The sequence below is a fragment of the Dactylosporangium vinaceum genome (assembly GCF_019904175.1).
Taxonomy (GTDB): Bacteria; Actinomycetota; Actinomycetes; order Mycobacteriales; family Micromonosporaceae; genus Dactylosporangium; species Dactylosporangium vinaceum.
The window spans coordinates 11,915,062-11,934,096 of sequence record NZ_CP061913.1 but is presented as its reverse complement, the minus strand read 5'-3'; the positions used below and the strand labels follow the sequence as shown (position 1 = coordinate 11,934,096).

Genomic DNA, 19,035 nt, shown 5'->3' with positions numbered 1-19,035 from the left:
CGGCGAAGGGGCCCTCACCGAATGGTGAAGGCCCCCGGCGAATTCTCAGGTCTACTGCTTCGGCGCTTCGACGGCCGGGCGGCCGTTGACCGGCTCGACGACGTCGTCGCCCGCGAGACCGCCGAGCTTGCTCAGCAGTTTCTGCAGGTCGATGCCGGTGAGGTCGGTCCCGAGCTGGAGGCCCTGAGCGACGTTGTTCGCGACCGACCTGGTCAGGGAGCTGGCCCCGTCGGTCGAGATGACAGTCATCTTGTCGATGTTGCCCATCGGGTCGCTGGCCGCCTTGACCACGTCCGGCATCACCCGGACCAGCAGGTCGAGGATGGCCGCCTCGCCGTAGGTGGCGAACGCGTCGGCCTTGAGCTTCATCGCCTCGGCCTCGGCCTGGCCGCGGGCCAGGATCGCCGAGGCCTCGGCCGCACCTTCACGCTCGAGCGCCTCGGCGATGGCGACCCGGCGCCGCTGCTCCGCCTCACCTTCCTTGGCACCCTCGATCGCGTTGGCCTCGGCCAGCGCGGCGCGGCGGGACCGCTCGCCCTCACCGGTGAGGCGGGCCTGCTCGGCGGCGCCCTGCGCGGCTGCGATGACCGCCTGCCGCTGCGCGTCGGCCTTGAAGATGGCCGCGTTCTTGGCCGCCTCGGCCTCCTGCTCGACCCGGTAGCGCTCGGCGTCGGCCGGCTTGCGCACCTCGGTGTCGAGCTGGCGCTGCTTGAGCTCGGCGTTGCGCTCGGCCACCTTCTGCTGCTCGGCGAGGATCTGCTGGTCGCGCTCGGCCTGAGCGAGCGGGCCGGCCGCGGCGGACTTCGCCTTGGCCGCGTCGATCTCGGCCTGGATGCCGGCCTGCTTGAGCGACAGGTTCCGGTTGGCCTCGGCGATGGCCTCCTCCGCCTTGAGCCGCTCGGACTCGGCGGCCTGGCGGGCCTGCGCCTCGGCGATGGCGGCGTCGCGCAGCACCCGGGCGGCCTCGGGGCGGCCCAGGTCGGCCAGGTACGAGCCCTCGGCGAAGATGTCCTGGAGCTGGAAGGTGTCGAGCACCAGACCCTGGTTGGTCAGCGAGTGCTCGGCCTCCTCGGCGACCGCGCTGGCGAACGCGGTGCGGTCCCGGATGATCTCCTCGATGGTCAGCCGGCCCACGATCGAGCGCAGCGCACCGGCCAGGACCTCGCTGGTGAACAGGTCGATGCCCTGCTGCTGGTTGAGGAAGCGCTGCGCGGCGGCCCGGATCGCGTCCTCGGTGCCGCCGACCTTCACGATCGCCACGCCCTGAAGGTTGGCCCGGATGCCCTGCTTGCTGACCGCGCCGGTGATCTCGACGTGGATGCGGCGGCTGGACAGGTCGAGCACCTGCAGCTTCTGCACGATCGGCACCACGAAGACCGAGGCGCCCATGACGACCTTCTGGCCGGACAGGTCGGTCGAGCGGCTGCCGTCCAGGCCCTGGACCGACTTACCCTTGCGGCCCGTGATGATGAAGGCCTCGTTGGAGCCGGCGACCTTGATCCGCGAGACGATGAAAATCACCAGGAACAAGATCAACAAGGCGCCGCCGCCGATGGCGACGAGCAGGACTGTGTCCATGCGCGCTTCCTTCTTCAGTTGGGTGGGGTCTGGTTCTGGTTAAAGGGGGGTTTCTTCGACGATCACGCTGGTGGGGCTGGTCGCCTCCACCACGAAGACGCGGGCCCCGAGTGCGATGGGCCGGTCGGCGCGGGCGCTGAGTTTGACCGGCTGGCCACCGAGCGAGATCCGCACCTCGCCGTAGCCGCTGCCGGAGATGGGTGTCACGACGACACCGGTGGTCCCGACCATGTCCTGCTGCGTCGGGGTGGCGTCGGTGCGCATGTCCATGGCGAAGCGGGCCAGGCGGGTGGCGAGCCAGGCCGTCGGCAGGGCCGTGACGACCCCGGCCACGACCGGCACCAGCAGGCCGTCCGACCCGGTGATCGCGGCGGCGGCGGCCCCGGCGAATCCGAAGGCGCCGATGAACCCGGCCACGGCGGGCACCGAGAACGGCCCGGCGGCGTCGGGGTGGCCGAAGTGGAAGAGGTCACCGATGAGCACGGAGAGCGCGAGGATCACCACGCCGAAGCCGCCGATCACCAGGAACGTCGTCTCCACCGGCCCTCCCTCCAAGGACAACTGGAGGGTAACTGCACCGCGCCAATGCCTACGGAGGGCGAAGAGGCAGAATCGTCGGCGTGCGGTGGGTTGAGGTGCAGGCGCCGATCGATGCTCTAGGTGTGGCGGCCGACGAGTCGGGCATCTGCCGGGTGCAGTTCGGCGGGATGCCCCCGAACACGACGGCCGTGGAGCCGGACGAGCTGCTGGCGCGGGCCGCCGACGAGCTGACCCGCTACTTCGCCGGCGAGGACCTCACGTTCACCGTCCCGCTGTCGGTGCGCGGCGGCTCCCAGTTCGAACGGGCCGTCTGGCGCCAGCTCTACGCCGTCCCGTACGCCGAGATGCGTACATACGGCCAGATCGCCGCCGCCGTGGGCGACCCGGACGCCGCCCGCGCCGTAGGCACCGCCTGCAACCGCAACCCGATCCCGGTCATCATCCCGTGCCATCGGGTCGTGGGCGCCGACGGCAAGATGGTCGGCTTCGGCGGCGGCCTGTGGCGCAAGAAGATCCTTCTGGAGCTGGAGGCCCGGGTCCGCATCGAGCGCGAGTTCGGCCTGCAATGAAAAAGGCCGGCCCGTCCGGGCCGGCCTCTTTCACGGGGTTCAGCGCTCGATCTCGCCCTTGATGAACTTCTCGACCGACTCGTGCGCGTCGTGGTCGTTGTACTGCTCCGGCGGCGACTTCATGAAGTAGCTCGAAGCCGACAGGATCGGGCCGCCGATGCCGCGGTCCTTGGCGATCTTCGCGGCGCGCAGGGCGTCGATGATGACGCCGGCCGAGTTCGGGGAGTCCCAGACCTCGAGCTTGAGCTCCGCGTTGAGCGGCGTGTCGCCGAACGAGCGGCCCTCGAGGCGGATGTACGCCCACTTGCGGTCGTCGAGCCACGGCACGTGGTCGGACGGCCCGATGTGCACGTCGGACTTCACCATCTCGTGCGGGATCTGCGAGGTCACCGACTGGGTCTTCGAGATCTTCTTCGAGACCAGGCGGGTGCGCTCCAGCATGTTCATGAAGTCCATGTTGCCGCCGAAGTTGAGCTGGTAAGTGCGCAGCAGCTCGACCCCGCGGTCCTCGAAGAGCTTGGCCAGGGCGCGGTGCACGATCGTGGCCCCGACCTGGCTCTTGATGTCGTCGCCGACGATCGGCAGCCCGGCGTCGGTGAACTTCTGGGCCCACTCCGGGTTGGAGGCGATGAAGACCGGGAGCGCGTTGACGAAGGCGCAGCCCGCGTCGATCGCGGCCTGGGCGTAGAACTTCGCCGCCTGCTCCGAGCCGACCGGCAGGTAGCACACGACGACGTCGGCCTGCGCGTCGCGCAGCGCCTTGACGACGTCGACCGGCTGCTCGTCGGACTCGTCGATCATCTCGCGGTAGTACTGGCCCAGGCCGTCGTGCGTCGGGCCGCGCTGAACGGTGACACCGGTCGGCGGCACGTCGCAGAACTGGATGGTGTTGTTCTCGCTCGCGCCGATGGCGGCCGCCAGGTCCTGGCCGACCTTCTTGGCGTCGACGTCGAACGCCGCCACGAACTCGACGTCGCCGACGTGATAGTCGCCGAACTTGACGTGCATCAGACCCGGCACTCGGTCAGTCGGATCGGCGTTGCGGTAGTACTCCACACCCTGGATCAGGGAGGAAGCGCAGTTGCCGACACCGACGATGGCAACGCGGACGGAGCCCATCGCGGATGCCTCCTTCTCGTTGTTCACGACCGCTCCGGATCTTTTGCCGAAGGCGGTTCAGGGGTTTTGCCATTGCGCTCGTTCGCAATGAGCTCTTCGAGCCAGCGGACCTCGCGTTCGCACGCGTCCAGGCCATGTCGTTGCAGTTCGAGCGTGTACGCGTCGAGTCGCTCGGCGGCTCGGGTGAGCACATCTCGCATGCCCTCGCGCCGCTCCTCGACGCGTCGGCGGCGGCCCTCGAGGATCCGCAGCCGGGTGTCGGGGTCGGTGCGCGCGAAAAACGCGAAATGCACCCCGAAACCGGCCTCGCTGTCGTAGGTCTCGGGTCCGGCGGCGCTGAGCAGCTCCTGGAAGCGCTCTTTGCCCTCCGCGGTGATCGTGTAGACCACGCGGCCCCGCTTGCCGGTGAGCAGGGGTACCTCTTCATTGGCGGCCGGCATGCCGGACGGTGGCGCACCCTCGGTGATCCAGCCGTCCGCCTGTAGCCGGCGCAGCGTCGGGTACAGCGATCCATAACTGATGGCGAAGCGAAACGCCCCCAGCTTGGTCGTGAGCTGCTTCCGTAGCTCGTACCCGTGCATCGGGGACTCGTGCAGAAGGCCCAGGACCGCCAGTTCGAGCACTCCCGGCCTCCTTCCCGTAACCCGCCCGATGTATCGGGCCGATACATCGAACGTTAGGTCGCGATCCGAACGGATGCAAGAAATAGGACCCAGTGGGCTGCAGCACAGAGCTGCTCGTCTATCGGATCGCTACCGATCGTGACGGGAGTCGCCGAGGGGCGCGCGACCGCGTACCCTCGGGCGCATGCGTACCCAGCGTCAGGTTGTCGACTTCTCTCTGAGAAGACGCGCCCTGCTGCGTGAGGTGCAATCCGGACGCGTCGGCACCTATGAGGTGTGCGACGCGTCGCCATACCTCAAGAGCGCTGCGAAATTCCACGGCGAGCCGACGGAGGAGCTGTGCCCCGTCTGCCGTCGCGAGAACCTCACCCATGTGCACTACATCTACGGGGATGAGCTGCGGCAGTCCTCCGGCCAGGCCCGCCGGGCGGCCGAGCTGCCGATCCTCGCGATGACGCTGAGTGAGTTTCACGTGTACGTGGTCGAGGTCTGCCGCGCGTGCGGCTGGAACCACCTCGTCGAGCAGTACCTTTTGGGACGCGACGGGCTGACGGCCGGGCCCGGGGACGGCGGCGAACGCACGCCCCGGGTGCGAGGAGGGGCGGCCGAATGAACCTCGAAGGCGTGACAGAGCGTTGTCACGAGTGGGGGGATTGTTCGCCGCACCACCGGGGCTTCCTGGCGCGGGCGGCGGCGGGCGGCAACGATGCCGCACCGCATCGGCTTAGCCGTGAGTGGCGCGGCTCACAGACATGATGGCGACGGAGCATGCGACAACGATGCAACCGGCAAGGTGGGACGAATGAACTACGGTGACCCGAGCAACCCCCAATCGGGCCGCGCGCAGGTTCCCGGATTCCAGCCGGAACCCCCTTCCCCGAACCCGTCGGCCCCGCCGGCCGGGCGGGCGCAGGTCGGGCGCGCGAGCGTCGGTGGGGCCTCCGGCTCCGCCAGTGTCGGCTCGGCCCGGCCCAGCGGCTCGGCGAGCGTGGGTTCGGCCCGCCCGTCCGGATCGGCGAGCGTAGGCGGCGCCTCCGGGTCCGCCAGCGTCGGCTCCGCGAGCGTCGGCTCGGCGCGCGTCTCGCCGCCCGAGTCCCGCACCGGCCGCGCCTCGGTGACCGGCTCCGCGAGTGTCGGTGCCGCGTCCGTCCCGGGTGCCGCGGGCCGCGCGACAGTCGGCCGGGCCGTCGTCGGCGCCCCGCTCGGCGACGTCATGGAAGGCCCGGGCGGCCCCGGTGGACCCGGTGGTCCGGGCGGCGGCAAGGGCGGGTCCGGCGGCAAGGACGGCCGCAGCGCCACCGCCAAGGCCAAGAAGCGCCGGCGGCGCAACATCGTCATCGTCTCGATCGCCGCGTTCATCATGATCGCGGGCATCGGCATGGTCAGTGGCACCTACTACTTCGACCAGGTCGGCCTGCCCGACGACATCACGCTCGACCAGCAGACGACCATCTTCTACTCCGACGGCCAGACCCCGATGGGCCGCATCGGCGAGAACCGCACCGTGCTGCCGCTCGACCAGATCCCGAAAGACATGCAGCACGCGGTCGTGGCCGCCGAGGACAACAGCTTCTACACGAACGACGGCGTCGACTACAAGGGCGTCGTCCGGGCCGCCTGGAACAACGTCACCGGTGGTGACCGGCAGGGCGCCTCGACGATCAGCCAGCAGTACGCCCGCCGCTGGGCCGAGCTCGAAGGCGTCACCTACGCCCGTAAGGTCCGCGAGGCGGTCATCGCGCTGAAGCTGAACCAGCAGTACAGCAAAGACGAGATCATGGCGATGTACCTCAACGTCGTCTACTTCGGCCGCAACGCCTACGGCGTCGAGGCGGCATCGCAGGCGTACTTCGGCAAGCCCGCGCGGGAGTTGAAGACGAATGAGGCCATGATGCTCGCCGGGTTCATCAAGAACCCGTCAGGCACCGGCAAGGGCAGCCCGTTCGACCCCAACATCGACAAGGCCCAGTCGCTGGAGCGGTTCAACTACATCAAGGGCCAGATGATCGCCCTGAACTTCGTGCCGCAGGCCGAGGCCGAAACGCGCATGGCGTTCCCGACCACCGTCATCACCCCGCAGCAGGCCCGCGACCGGCAGATCGCAGCGACGAACATGGACAAGCCCGAGGGCCTGATCGTCCACCACGTCCTCGGCGAGGTCGCCCAGCTCAAGGACCCGCGCACCGGCGCCCTGCTCTACGAGGACACCGACAACGACGGCAAGAAGAACTTCGACAAGATCCGCAACGGCGGCCTGAAGATCGTCACCACGATCGACAAGGACATCCAGCCGATCGCGGTGCGTGAGGCCAGTCGCAACAAAGAGTCGAACATGAACGGCCAGCCGGACAACCTGCAGGCCGCGCTGGTCGCGGTCGAGCCGGGGACCGGGGCGGTGAAGGCCTACTACGGTGGCGACAAGGGCAGCGGCAACGACTACGCCGGCTACTACAACGACCCGGTCCTCGGCGACGGCAAGGACAGCTGCTGCGGCGGCCACCCGCCGGGCTCGACGTTCAAGGTCTACACGCTCACGACCGGGCTCATGGCCGGGTACCGCATCGACTCGATGTGGAACGGCGACTCCCCGGCCGACTTCCCGGCCAGCGGCCGGACGATCAAGGGCGGCAACCCGGTCAAGAACGCCGGTGACGGCTCTCCCTCACACCCGCAGTGTGAATCCGGTTCGAGCACCTGGTGCACCCTGGCCGAGGTGACCGAGAAGTCGCTCAACGTGCCGTTCTTCGCCCTGGCCGAGAAGGTCGGCCCGGACAAGGTGATCGACACCGCCCGCGCGGCCGGCATCACCGACATGTGGGCCACGCAGAACGGCAAGGCGGTCAAGATCGACATGACGGCCAAGACCGGCAAGGAACTCTTCCCGACCACCTTCAACACCGAGGTCGCCTTCGGGCAGTATCCGGTGACGGTCCTCGAGCACGCGGGCGGCATCGCCACCATCGCGGCCAAGGGCTACGCGGCCAAGACCCACTTCCTCAAGGAGGTCTGGGATCAGGGCAAGAGGACCTACGGCGAGGTCATCAACCCCAAGCGGATCCCGGGCTTCACCGACGGGATGTCCGACGACATCAACGTGGTGCTGCAGCGTGTGCCGCGGCACTACCACCTCGACAAGCTGAAGGACGGCCGCCAGGTCGCCGGCAAGACGGGCACCTGGCAGTTCGGCCAGAACGGCTCGTCCGGCGGCAACGCGCACGCCTGGATGGTCGGCTACTCCGGCTACGACGCGAACAACAAGGCGGCGGACCTGGCGGTCGCGGTCTGGGTCGGCAACAAGGGCGACGAGCAGCCGATCAAGGACAAGAAGGGCACGAGCGTCATCGGTGGTACGTTGCCCGGCCCCATCTGGCACGACTTCCTCGACGCCGCGCTTACCCAGATCAAGGCACCGAAGATCAACTTCCGCCCGGCGGCCAATACCGGCCGTCTGGACGTGGGCACCGGCATCTCGCCGACACCGGCCCTGCCGTCGGTCGACCCGAACAACCCGGGCAACGGCGGCTTCCCGCAGACGCAGAACCCCGGCAACGGCGGCCCCGGCAACGGCAACCAGAGCCAGGGCCCGGGCGGCAACGGCGGCGGCGGAGCGGCGCCGACGACGACCGAGCCCCGAAGGCGCTGATCACCAGCACTGGACACTGATTGCGGCCACGGCCTCAGCGAGCAATTTTCGCCGAGTCCGTGGCCGCACTGCGTTGACCGGCGATGCCCCGATCGGTTGAGCCGTTCTTTGAGATGTTGCACATATAGCAGTCGGTCGATCACCGAATAGCATGCAACTTGCGGCGTTGACTCGACGGGGGGATCGCGGACGGGTATGAGCGAAGCTGGTTTCGCCGCGTTGCTGCGCGCCTGTCGGGCGCGGTCGGGGCTGAGCCAGGAGCTGCTGGCCGCCCGGGCCGAGCTGAGCGTCCGCAACCTTCGTGACCTCGAGCGGGGCCGAGTCACCCGGCCCCGCCGCGACACACTGATCCGCTTGGCGAACGCGCTCGGGCTGAGCGGTGACGACCGGGCCGCGTTCCTGCGCCCGGTGCTCGCCACTCCCGGCCCCGTCGATCGACCGGCCCAGCTGCCGGCCGCGTCCCGGGTGTTCGTCGGCCGCCGGCCGGAACTGGGCCGGCTCGACGCGCTGGCCGCAGAAGCATCCGCGCTGGTCTGCGTCACCGGCCTCGGCGGGGTGGGCAAGAGCGCCCTCGTCCTGCACTGGGCTCGGCGGGTGCAGCAGCGATTCGTCAACGGCGTGCTCTACGCCGACCTCTGCGGCTTCGGCGAGCGCGCCGCCGCCCGGCCGAGTGCCGTGCTGACTGCGTTCCTCCAGGCCCTCGGCGTCCGCGAAGGCGAGCTGCCGCACGGGATCGACGCGCTGGCCGCGGCCTACCGCTCCGCCGTCGCGGACCGGCCGATCGCCGTGCTGCTCGACAACGCCCGCGACGCGGAGCAGGTGCGGCCGCTGCTGCCGGGCGGCGCGGCCACGGTGGTCGTGACCAGCCGCGACCGCCTGCCCGAGCTGACCGCGCTCTACGACGCGGCGGCCATCCGGCTGGAGCCGCTGCCGACGGGCGACGCGGTCGCCCTGCTTGACGCGACGATCGGACCGCGGCCCGACACCGACCGGCGCTCGATCGAGCGGATCGCCGTCCGGTGCGGCCGCCTGCCGCTGGCACTGCGCATCGCGGCGGCCAAGCTCTGCCAGCCCGGCGGCCCGACGGTGAGGGAGCTGGCGGCGCGGCTGGAGGGATCCGGGCGACTCGATGTGCTCCGGATCGGCAACGATCCGCGGCTGGCCCTGCGCCCGGTGTTCGACGCGTCGTATCGGGCTCTCGACCCGCCGGCCCAGCGGCTGCTGCTCTGGCTGGCCCGGCACCAGGGCCCGCGCGCCCTGGCCGGCCCGGCCGGCGGCTCGGCCGAAGGCGACCTGCTCGACCAACTGCTGCAGGCGCACCTCGTCGAGGCGCGTGACGGCGGGTTCGCGCTGCCCGACCTGCTCCGCGAATACGCGGATGAGCTGGCTTCACCCGCCCGGGCGGCGTAGGCGACACCGGCCCGCCGCCGACGGCGGGCCGGTCTCGTCGCGCTTGTCGGTCAGAGGCTGCCGAGATGCACCCGGCAGAATGCCTCGCCGCGCTGCACGCCGCCGCCGGGGGTGTATGCGGCGTCCCACCACCACTTGGCGGTGTTCGGGCCGTACTCGCCGTCGGTTGCGAGCCCCGCGCCGTACCGGCTGTTGATCTCGCCCTGCGCGTTCTTCAGTGCCTGCTTGGTGGCCGGGCCGAACGAGCCGTCGCGGCTGATGTTCTGCCCGAAGCAGGCGTACAGCGCCTCCTGGAGCACGACGACGCCCCAGCCGCTGGCGCCCTGCAGCAGCGAGCAGCTGCGCTGGTGATTGCCGTAGGCCGAGGTGGGTGTGTGGAACTCGGTCCGAGCGTCGATCGGGTCAACGGTGTAGCTCGCGCAGGCCGGTGTGGCCGCGTGAGCCGTCTCCGGAATCAGGACACCGAGGCCGGTGACCGCCACCGTCGCGGTGGCCACGGCCATCAAGCGCTGCACCTTCGCCTTGAGCATTGACGCCCCAATCCTGTCTGAGCGTGTTATCACGCCTGCGCTCTGTGGTGAGCGGCGCCACAAGAATCCCAACGGTCGTCGATGCGAAACAGGCGATTCGACCGGCGATCTGGTCTGCCGGTATCGGGCACGTGGGGCTCGTGCGGGCGTCGATGCGCGCGGCGGTAGGTTTTCAGGGTGTTGGAGTCGGGCAGGCGCAAGACAGTGGTCCGGTGGGTGCTGCTGGGCCTGTTCGTGGCGCTGGTCGTGTACGGCCATATCTGGTACCGCAACCGCCACGACTGGTTCGACCTCGGCATCTACCGCCAGGCCGTGAACTGGTGGCTCGACGGCCACGACCTCTACGACTACACGAAGCCCGACGACACCCAGGGGCAGCTCGGCTTCACGTATCCACCGTTCGGGGCGCTCGTCCTGGTGCCGTTCGCGGTGCTGCCCTGGCTCGGGGCGGTGATCCTCTACAGCGTCATCACGATCGCCGCGGTCGCGGTCACCACCTACTGGCTGCTCGCCCCCGAGGCCCGACGCAAGGGCTGGGAGCTGCCGTTCGCGCTCGTGCTCGCGCTGACGGTCATCAGCACCCTCGAGCCGATCCGTGAGAATTACACGTTCGGCCAGATCAACATGGTGCTTGTCGTGCTCATCCTGGCCGACCTGCTGGTGCTGCTTCCTCGCGGCAGTCGCTGGGCCGGCGTGCTCATCGGCCTGGCCGCCGCGATCAAGCTGACGCCGGCCATCTTCATCGTGTACCTGCTGCTCAGTCGCCGATACCGGGCCGGCCTTACGGCGATCGTCAGCGCCGCGGTGGCCAGCCTTGTCGCGTTGGCCATCGGGCCCCGAGCGTCGATCGACTTCTGGACTGACGCGTTGTGGAAGGGCGAAGGGCTGGGCAACGCGGCGTACACCTTCAATCAGTCCTTCTACGGCATGCTCGCCCGGCTGACCGAGCCGCACGAGCCCAACCGCCTGATCTGGGCCGGGCTCGTGCTCCTGGCGCTGGGCTTCGGCCTGTGGAGGGCTCGCGCGGCCGCGCTCGCCGGCGACGAGGTCGTCGGCCTGACCATCACCGGGATCGTCGGCTGTCTGGTCAGCCCGATCACCTGGGTGCACCACATCTACTGGTTCGTGCCCGCCATGATCGTGCTGGCCGCGGTCCGGCGGCGGGCCTGGCTGGCCGGGGTGATCGCGGTGACTGTCGGGCTCGGCCTGGTGTCCTGGTTCGAGCAGGGGCTGCCGCTGGACCCGTGGAGCCACGGCGTCCAGGGATTCATCATCAAGAATTGGTACCTGCTGCTGATGGTCGCCCTCCTCTTCGCACTGCCGATCCGGAGTGATTCCCGCGTCGAGCCGGGCCTTGCATCGACTTCTGAGCCGGCGACGGTACGGTGACCCAATGCCGACGACCCAGGGCCAGGCCGGTGCGCGACCCGAGCATCTAGTCGACGAGCCCGCCAACTCCGACCGCTTCATCAACGGCCTGTCCGAGTCGATCGGCGGCCCGCTCGGCACCCATGCCGTCCGGTCCCGCGTCCGGCTGCCCGGCGGCGGCCGTTTCTGGACCCCGGCCCGGGTGGTACTGCTGCTCATCTGCGCCATGCTCAGCTTCCACTGGATGCAGAAGGCCCCTTGCCGCGACGCGGCGTGGGTGGACATGAAGCAGTACAAGTACTTCTGCTACACCGACGTCCTCGCGCTGTACTACGCCGAGGGCCTCAACGAGGGCCAGGTCCCCTACGCCGACCACCAGGTCGAGTACCCGGTGCTGACCGGCGCGTTCATGGGCGTCCTCGGCCTGCCGGTGCACAACCTGCACGAGCGCGGCATCGTGCAGAACGACGGCCAGACGTTCTACGACGTCAACGCCGTCGTCCTCGGCGCGTTCGGCATCCTGGCCGTCGGGGCCACGCTCGCGGTGCGCCGCCGACGACCCTGGGACGCGGCCCTCTTCGCGCTGGCCCCCGCCCTCTTCGTCTCCGCCACCGTGAACTGGGACCTGTTCACGGTGGGCCTGACCGCGGTGGCGCTGGCGTACTGGGCCAAACGAAAACCGGTGCTCGCGGGCGTCTTCCTCGGCCTGGCGACCGCGGCCAAGCTCTATCCCGTGCTCATCCTCGGCGCGCTGCTGGTGCTGAGCATACGAACCGGCAAGTGGAAGGACTTCTTCACCGCACTCGGGGCCGGCATCGCCACCTGGTGCGTCGTCAACCTGCCGGTGGCGTTCTTCTTCTACGACTCCTGGGTCAAGTTCTGGGAGTTCAATCAATTGCGCGGGATCGACTGGGGAACGCTGTGGTACATCGGCGCCCACTTCCCGCGCGGCAACGGGCAGTACGGCTTCCCGTTCTTCCAGAACCTGGACGTCGACCCCGAGCACGCCACGCTGAACATCCTGTACCTGGGCCTGTTCCTGATCTGCTGCGCCGGCGTGCTCATCCTCGGGCTCACCGCGCCCAAGGAGCCACGCCTGGCCCAGCTGGCGTTCCTGATCGTGGCCGCCTTCCTGATCACCGGCAAGGTGTGGTCCCAGCAGTACGTCCTGTGGCTCGTTCCGCTGGCCGTCCTCGCCCGGCCGCGATGGGGTGCGTTCCTGGCCTGGCAGGTCGCCGAGGTGCTCTACTTCGTCTCCTTCTACGGCGAGCTCATGGGTGCCTCCGGGCGCCAGGTGTTCCCCGAGGGGGTGTTCGTGCTGGCCTCGATCCTGCGGCTGGTCACCCTCGCGGTCCTGGTCGGCTACGTCATCCGCGACATCCGCCACCCCGAGGAGGACGTCGTCCGCCAGACCTACGAGGGCGGCGACCCGGACGGCGGCGTCTACAACGAGGACGAGGAGCCCGCGCTCGATCCGCCACCACCGCCGCCCGCGACCCCCGAACTTGTCAAGACTGGATGACCTCAGGGTCTGTCCGTTTCACGTGAATCCAAGATCGGTCTGGCTCGATGTCATTCGAGCCAGACCGTTTTTCTTCGGGTGTACCGCCAGTGCTCGCATCGGCACCGCGAAGCCGCACGGCGATCAGGAGGGCCAGCAGCACGATCGCGCCCGCGAGGAGGAACACCACTTCGATGCCGGTCACGAAGCCGTTCGCCGTGCCGCCGCGCGACTCGTACACCCGGGTCAGCACCGAGCCCAGCGCGGCCGCCCCGATCGCCGTGCCGAGCGACTGGAAGAACCGGATGCCGGTCGTCGCGACACCGAGCTGGTGAACCGGCGCGCTGTCCTGCACCACCATGATCAGGCGCCCGATGAGCTGGCCGAAGCCCAGGCCGAGCAGCACCAGCGCGCCACGGATCGCCAGGAGCGACGCGTCCAGGTGGACGCAGAGCGCGATCGCGCCGACGGCCACGGCCGCGGCGGACGTGCCGAGGATCAGGGCGGCCCGGGTGGTGAGCCGGAGCCGGTTGCCGGTCATCCCGGAGAGGGTGAGGCCCAGGGCCATGAACGCCAGGTACAGGCCGGAGCTGGACGAGCTGACACCGCGCGTCACCTGGAGGTACAGCATCAAATGGACCATTGTCCCGATCATCGCGGCCCCGATGAGCAGCTGGATCACGTAGCTGCCGCGGATCGTGCGGTCGCGCAGCAGGCTCAGCGGGAGCACGGGATGTGCCGCGACTGATTCGCGCCAGATGAACAGCGCCAGGCTCACCAGCGTGGCCGCGATGAGCGCGGCGATGGCCGGGGACGTCCACGGGTACCGCTGCCCACCCCACTCGCACACGAGCAGCAGCCCGGACGCGAAGGCGGCCGCGAGCCCGGCACCGGGCAGGTCGAGGGCGGTATTGCGGGTGACCGGCGGCAGCTTGATCACGAACAGCCCGCCGACGATCACGAGGAGCCCGAGCGGGACGTTGATGTAGAAGATGCCACGCCAGTTGCCGTGATCGGCGAAGAGGCCGCCGATGAAGGGCCCGACCGCCATGCCGACCCCGGCGAAGAGCCCGCCCATGCCGGCGTTCCTGCCCCGGCCTTCCCCCGGCTCGGCCAGGTTGGCCAGCACGACCATTGTCACGCTCATCAGCCCGCCGGCGCCGAGACCTTGGACCGCCCGGAACGCGATGAGCTGCCCCATGCTCTGCGCCATCCCGCACAGGACCGAGCCGAGCAGGAACACGGCGACCGCGGAGAGCCAGACCGTCTTGGCCCCGAACGAGTCGGCGAGGCGTCCGTAGAGCGGCAGGATCGCTGTTGACGCCAGCGCGAACGCCGCGACCAGCCAGGCGACGTGCTCGACACCGTGCTGCGGGTCGAGCTCCTTGACGATCGGGACGACCGCCGAGGAAACGATGTTCTGGTCGAGGATCGCCAGCACGATCGTGAACAGGCACAGCAGCAGGCCGATCTTTCGCTGGAGCTTTGTCATGACATTAGACTAGGCACAAGTTTGTACCGAGTACAAGTTTAGGCTTGGTATAGTTTCCCGCATGGCGACGGACACGCTGCGAGAGCGCAAGAAGGCACAGACGCGTTCGGCACTGTGGAACGCGGCCATCGAGCTGTTCGTCGAGTACGGCTTCGACAACGTCTCAGTGGCCCAGATCGCGGCGGCCGCTGAGGTCTCGAAGATGACCTTCTTCAACTACTACCCGAGCAAGGAAGACCTGGTCGTAGGCCCGTTGTCGGAGCACATAGGAGACCCGGCGGAGATCGTCCGCGCCCGTGCGCAGGACGAGTCTCCGGTCGACGCCCTGCACCGACACTTCCTGGCCGGCCTGGCCGCCCGCGACCCGAGCACCGGCCTGTGCGACAAGCCGAACATCTTGGCCGTGGTGGGCCTGGTCTTCGCCACGCCGAGCCTCACCCAGCGAGCCCTGACGAGCTTCAACGCCCAGGCCGAGCTCCTGGCCGCCGAGCTGGGCCAGGACTTCCGCCACCGCGCCGCCGCCGCCATGATCGTCGGCGCCCGCAATGCCCTGATCACCGAAAACATCAACCGCCTGCTGGCCGGGGCGACGGCCGACGAGCAGTACCCGACCGCCGTGGCCAACGCCAACCAGGCATTCGACCTGCTCCGAGCCGGCCTCTGACCGGCCGCTCCGCTCCACCCCTCCCCCGCCCCCGGCACCCGAACCCACGTCAACGCCGCCGACGAGACCACTTCCGCGATGGGCATCGGCTCTGATCAGGCGGGTGGGTTCTCATGTCGAGCGGGGCCTCATGAGGGTCCGGTCCGGTACCGCGCGGCGGGGCGTTCATCACCTCACCGCGAGCGGGCCGGGGCGGGGCGGGGGGCCGGGCCGGGACAGCGAGCCGGGGCGGGGCGGCGGGCCGGGCCGAGGCAGCGAGCCGGGCGGGGCGGCGGGCCGGGCCGAGGCGGCGGGCCGGGGCGGGGCTGTGAGCCGGGCCGAGGCAGCGAGCCGGGGCGGGCGGCGGCGTGGGGCGGAAGGTCTCCGACCGGGAATCGGCCGGTCGGAGACCTCGCGCGTGGTCAGCCGTCGATCTTGTACAGGATTACGTTGCCCTGCTCGGTGCGGGAGATGCCCAGGCCGTCGATGGGGGCGTCGATCGACTTGGCGTATTCGCCGCCCTGGGCTCGGTCGCGGAGGACCACCACGGTGTGGATCTTCAGCTCGCGGAGCTGGCCGACGGTGGCCTCGTCGGGGAACTGCTGCATGTTCAGCCGCATGATCTGCTGGTCGTCGGGAGTGAAGCCGCTGCCGCCGTTGACCATCTTCGGGAAGCCATCGGTGCTCCAGAGCATGACGTTCATGTCCAGGAGCTCGTGGGTCGGCAGGACCATCAGCGGCGCCTGCAAGGTGCTCATCGCGACCGGCGACACCGGCACTTCCGGGTTCGGGCCCGGCTTGTGCATGCCTTCGGCCAGGACGAGTACGAGCGGAATCAGCGTGACGAGCCGCCACACTCCCGCGCGGGTGCCCACGTCGGACTGGGTCTGGTCGGCGAAGAGCTCGACCGCGCGGTCCGCGAACGCGCTCACCGCACCGGCCGCGAGCAGGGCCAGGAACAGCGTCACCCAGACCATGAGTCGGCCCGATGTGCGGATGCCCTCGAAGCCGGGCAGCACGCGGTACAGCGCCATGTAGCCGTAGTCGCCGTGGCCCGGGCCGTTGCTGCCCATCGCGAGCATCGTCGTGAGGACCACGCCGAGTCCGAGGTAGATGCGGTGCTTCAGCCTCCAGACGGACACGAATAGGCCGGCGAACGCGAGCCCGTAGAGGAAGAAGCCCGGCAGCAGCGCCATCTCCGGCGCCCAGCCGAGCGTCGAGCGCGCGCTCGCGTAGGCGTCGCCCCACAGCCACGACTCCGGCGGCGAGATGAAGAAGCCCTTCAGCGGGGGCGAGAACAGGCTGATGATGCCCTCGTCGCGCTTGGCCTCCTTGTGGAGCTGGAGGACCTGCAGATAGGGGTACGCCATCATCCCGCTCACCGCGGCGAAGATCAGCCCGCCGCCGAGGTTGGCGAAGAACAGCTTCCAGCCGAACGGCCGGCGCTCCCCCCAGCGGAAGATCTGCCGGAACAGCCAGAGGAGCGCGGTGACCAGCACGATGATCAGCAGCGCGTAGGCGAACGGCATGCCGATGCCGAACCCGAGGCTGATCTGCCAGGCCGCGACCAGCCAGCCGCCCACCACCCAGCCCCAGCGCCGCTTGGCCGGCTCGTAGCCCTTCGTGAGCGAGAACCCGTGCCCCCGCGCCAGCATCGCCAGCGACAGCGCGATCCCGCCGATCGACAGGACGTGCAGGTGCCCGGCCTGCCCGAGCCGCCACGGCGCATACGCGAACGCCGCGCCCGCCACCGCCGCGCCGGTGCGCCCCGCCCCCAGCTGCCGGACCAGCGCATAGGCGCCGAAGAAGGCAAAGGCGAAGATGAAGATGAAGACGAAGTTGTACCGCACGATCGCCGCTTCGGGCCCGCTACCGATCATGCCGGCCGGGGCATACCCGAGCAGGGTGTCGGAGAACGCGTAGCTGTACTGGTCCGGATAGAACGCGTTGGCGTGCCACAGCTGCAGCGGATCGGTCGTGAGGATGTGCCCCGCCCACGACATCTGCCACGCCTGGAGCGTCGGGTCCCAGATGTCCTGCGGGATGGTCGTCGCCGGGTGCAGCGCCGCCGGCCAGGTCATGATGACCGCGAGCAGCACGGAAGCGATCGCGACGATAGTCCACTCGTGGACGAGGAGCCGCGCCACGACCGACCCGCCCGTCCGGGTGATCCGGCCGACCTTCCCGGGGACGAACTCCGGCTCGGGCGCGAACGCACCGAACGGGTCCGTCGGCTCGCCGCCCTCGGCGTCCTTCCCGTCCCGCTCTCCCTCGGCGTCCGCGTCGCTCTTTTTGCCGTTCCTGGTCCCGCTGCCCGCACCGACCGCCACGTCGTCCGCGTCCACCGCCGCGCCGTCCACCGCCGCGCCGTCCGCGTCCACGACCGCGTCGGTCGAGCTCACCGCCGCGCCGTCCGCGTCCACAACCGCGTCGTTCGCCCTCACCGCCGCGCCGTCCGCGTTCACCGCCGTCGCGTCCGTCTCGGTGGCCGCCGCGTTCGCGGTCGCAGGTGCCGAGTCCGTCCCGCCGGCCGTCGTGTTCGTGTTCGCGGCCGTCGTGTTCGTGTTCACCGCTGTCGTGTTCGCCGCGGCGGCCGACGCCTCCGTCGCGGTGCCCTCGATGCCCGCCGCGCCGGCCGCGTCTCGGCTTCGCCGGCTCGGCCTGGGCGGGCGCGCCCTCCGCACCGGCGTTTTGCGGGCTGTGGCCGACTGGCCAGACGTGACGGCCGCGGCGTCCGTCGGCCCCGCGTCGGCGGTCGTCACCTCGCCGCCGCCGACATTCGTGGTGTCGGCCGTCGTGACCTCGGGGGCGCCGAGCGGGGCGGTGTCGGCGGCGCTCGGCGAGGCGCCGGTTTCGAGTGTGGTGGTCTTGGGTTCGGCGCTATCTGAAACGGGGGCGTCCGCGGGCGCGGCGGCCGAAAGTTTCTCGTCCGCGGCGGGCGTGGCGGCGGAGCCGGTGCCGTTCGGGCCCTTGGCGTGGGTGCCGGAGGGCGCGGTGGGGTCCTGACCCGGAGGTGGGGATGAGGCGGAGCCGGGAGGCACTGGCAGTACCGAATCCGACGAAACGTTGCTCACGCCAGCCGCTCCCGCAGGTAGGTGATGTCGGCGCCCTGACCCTCGGCGCCTCCCGGAGTTTCGACGAGGGCCGGTGCGCCGGCCGCGCGGATGACCGCGACGATCAGCTCCGGATCGATCTCGCCCGATGTCATATTGTCGTGCCTGTCGCGCCCGGAGTCGAAGCCGTCGCGCGAGTTGTTCGCGTGGATGAGGTCGATCCGGCCCGTGATGGCCTTGACCCGGTCCACGATGTCGAGCAGGTCTTCGCCACCCGCGTGGGCGTGGCAGGTATCGAGGCAGAAGCCGACCTCGTAGTCGCCGATCGCGTCCCACAGCCGGGCCAGGTTGTCGAAGCGGCGGGCGCAGGCGTTGTCGCCGCCGGCCGTGTTCTCGATCAGGACCGGGGTGGCGAAGCCGCCCTGCTCCGCGGCGTAGGCGAACGTCTTGCGCCAGTTGTCGAACCCGGCGTCCAGGCCGTCGGCCTTCTCGACGTGGCCGCCGTGGACGATGAGGCCCTTGGCGCCGACCTTGGCCGCGCCGGCCGCGTGGCTGAACAGCAGCTTCCGGCTCGGGATGCGGATGCGGTTGTTCGACGAGGCGACGTTTATCCGATAAGGCGCGTGAATATAGACGTCGATCTCGGCCGTGCGTATCGCCTCGGCGTCCTCGCGATCCTTGGGATCGGTCCAGGCCTGCGGGTCGGTCAGGAAGAACTGGATGAGGTCGGCACCGCGGGCGGCGGCCTCGGCCAGCGGCTCAGCGGGGTCGACGTGAGCACCGATTCGCATGCCGCAGAGCCTACGACGTGGGTGTGACACTTCGCGCGACCCGCCTCGGGCCGGCCGACCGATGCGTCCGGAATGCCGGTCTTCCGTCACCGTCTCGCCGATCGCGTCGTTACGTCCGTAGCCGCTCGTGATCGCGCAGTGCTCAACCGGCTCGATGGAACGGCCACCCCGACAG

General features: G+C 69.8%; 16 protein-coding genes. 8 read left to right on the top strand and 8 right to left on the bottom strand.

Annotated elements, in window-relative coordinates; translation table 11 throughout:
- Positions 1-51: 51 nt before the first annotated feature.
- On the bottom strand, positions 52-1,578 hold the full coding sequence (locus tag Dvina_RS53820; protein WP_223100274.1) for a flotillin family protein: 1,527 nt from the start codon (positions 1,576-1,578) through the stop codon (positions 52-54).
- 39 nt (positions 1,579-1,617) lie between these two features.
- Positions 1,618-2,118 carry an NfeD family protein gene (locus Dvina_RS53815; protein WP_246655921.1) on the bottom strand — a complete coding sequence of 167 codons (501 nt, stop codon included), beginning with the start codon at positions 2,116-2,118 and terminating at the stop codon, positions 1,618-1,620.
- An 80-nt stretch (positions 2,119-2,198) separates the two neighbouring features.
- Between Dvina_RS53815 and Dvina_RS53810 the strand changes: the two genes are divergently transcribed.
- Positions 2,199-2,687: a methylated-DNA--[protein]-cysteine S-methyltransferase gene (locus tag Dvina_RS53810; protein ID WP_246655920.1), complete on the top strand. Its 489-nt coding sequence runs from the start codon at positions 2,199-2,201 to the stop codon at positions 2,685-2,687.
- A 39-nt stretch (positions 2,688-2,726) separates the two neighbouring features.
- Here the strand turns inward: Dvina_RS53810 and Dvina_RS53805 are convergent, their stop codons facing one another.
- Both Dvina_RS53805 and Dvina_RS53800 read right to left on the bottom strand, forming a co-directional pair.
- A complete protein-coding gene (locus tag Dvina_RS53805; protein WP_223106245.1) occupies positions 2,727-3,806 on the bottom strand; it encodes an inositol-3-phosphate synthase in 1,080 nt (359 codons plus the stop codon).
- 23 nt (positions 3,807-3,829) lie between these two features.
- The gene (locus Dvina_RS53800; protein WP_223100271.1) at positions 3,830-4,429 is read right to left on the bottom strand and encodes a PadR family transcriptional regulator; all 600 of its coding nucleotides are present in this window, start codon (positions 4,427-4,429) and stop codon (positions 3,830-3,832) included.
- A 184-nt stretch (positions 4,430-4,613) separates the two neighbouring features.
- Here Dvina_RS53800 and Dvina_RS53795 point away from each other — a divergent pair, with 184 nt between their 5' ends.
- From Dvina_RS53795 to Dvina_RS53785, 3 genes are all read left to right on the top strand, one after another.
- Complete coding sequence (locus Dvina_RS53795; protein WP_223100269.1) at positions 4,614-5,042, top strand: DUF5318 domain-containing protein; 429 nt, start codon at positions 4,614-4,616, stop codon at positions 5,040-5,042.
- 189 nt (positions 5,043-5,231) lie between these two features.
- On the top strand, positions 5,232-8,072 hold the full coding sequence (locus Dvina_RS53790) for a transglycosylase domain-containing protein (protein ID WP_223100268.1): 2,841 nt from the start codon (positions 5,232-5,234) through the stop codon (positions 8,070-8,072).
- Between the two features lie 195 nt (positions 8,073-8,267).
- Complete coding sequence (locus Dvina_RS53785) at positions 8,268-9,482, top strand: helix-turn-helix domain-containing protein (protein WP_223100266.1); 1,215 nt, start codon at positions 8,268-8,270, stop codon at positions 9,480-9,482.
- A 50-nt stretch (positions 9,483-9,532) separates the two neighbouring features.
- On the opposite strand, the gene Dvina_RS53780 is transcribed toward Dvina_RS53785, so the two are convergent.
- Entirely contained in the window at positions 9,533-10,012 is a 480-nt protein-coding gene (locus Dvina_RS53780; protein ID WP_223100265.1) for a peptidoglycan-binding domain-containing protein, read from the bottom strand.
- A 177-nt stretch (positions 10,013-10,189) separates the two neighbouring features.
- Here Dvina_RS53780 and Dvina_RS53775 point away from each other — a divergent pair, with 177 nt between their 5' ends.
- On the top strand, positions 10,190-11,401 hold the full coding sequence (locus Dvina_RS53775) for a glycosyltransferase family 87 protein (RefSeq protein WP_223100262.1): 1,212 nt from the start codon (positions 10,190-10,192) through the stop codon (positions 11,399-11,401).
- A 4-nt stretch (positions 11,402-11,405) separates the two neighbouring features.
- On the top strand, positions 11,406-12,902 hold the full coding sequence (locus Dvina_RS53770; protein WP_246655919.1) for a glycosyltransferase family 87 protein: 1,497 nt from the start codon (positions 11,406-11,408) through the stop codon (positions 12,900-12,902).
- Here the strand turns inward: Dvina_RS53770 and Dvina_RS53765 are convergent.
- The gene (locus Dvina_RS53765) at positions 12,889-14,373 is read right to left on the bottom strand and encodes an MFS transporter (RefSeq protein ID WP_223100261.1); all 1,485 of its coding nucleotides are present in this window, start codon (positions 14,371-14,373) and stop codon (positions 12,889-12,891) included. The two genes, Dvina_RS53770 and Dvina_RS53765, sit on opposite strands and share 14 nt — an antisense overlap.
- Positions 14,374-14,434: 61 nt before the next feature.
- Between Dvina_RS53765 and Dvina_RS53760 the strand changes: the two genes are divergently transcribed.
- Entirely contained in the window at positions 14,435-15,037 is a 603-nt protein-coding gene (locus Dvina_RS53760) for a TetR/AcrR family transcriptional regulator (RefSeq protein ID WP_223100259.1), read from the top strand.
- 401 nt (positions 15,038-15,438) lie between these two features.
- Here Dvina_RS53760 and Dvina_RS53755 read toward each other — a convergent pair whose 3' ends face one another.
- Positions 15,439-17,361 carry a hypothetical protein gene (locus Dvina_RS53755; RefSeq protein WP_223100257.1) on the bottom strand — a complete coding sequence of 641 codons (1,923 nt, stop codon included), beginning with the start codon at positions 17,359-17,361 and terminating at the stop codon, positions 15,439-15,441.
- On the opposite strand from Dvina_RS53755, the gene Dvina_RS53750 reads away from it, so the two are divergent.
- Positions 17,309-18,022 carry a hypothetical protein gene (locus Dvina_RS53750; RefSeq protein WP_223100256.1) on the top strand — a complete coding sequence of 238 codons (714 nt, stop codon included), beginning with the start codon at positions 17,309-17,311 and terminating at the stop codon, positions 18,020-18,022. The genes Dvina_RS53755 and Dvina_RS53750 overlap by 53 nt on opposite strands.
- 64 nt (positions 18,023-18,086) lie before the next feature.
- Here Dvina_RS53750 and Dvina_RS53745 read toward each other — a convergent pair whose 3' ends face one another.
- Positions 18,087-18,860, bottom strand: a complete 774-nt coding sequence (locus tag Dvina_RS53745; protein WP_223100254.1) for a deoxyribonuclease IV — start codon at positions 18,858-18,860, stop codon at positions 18,087-18,089.
- Between the last annotated feature and the right edge of the window lie 175 nt (positions 18,861-19,035).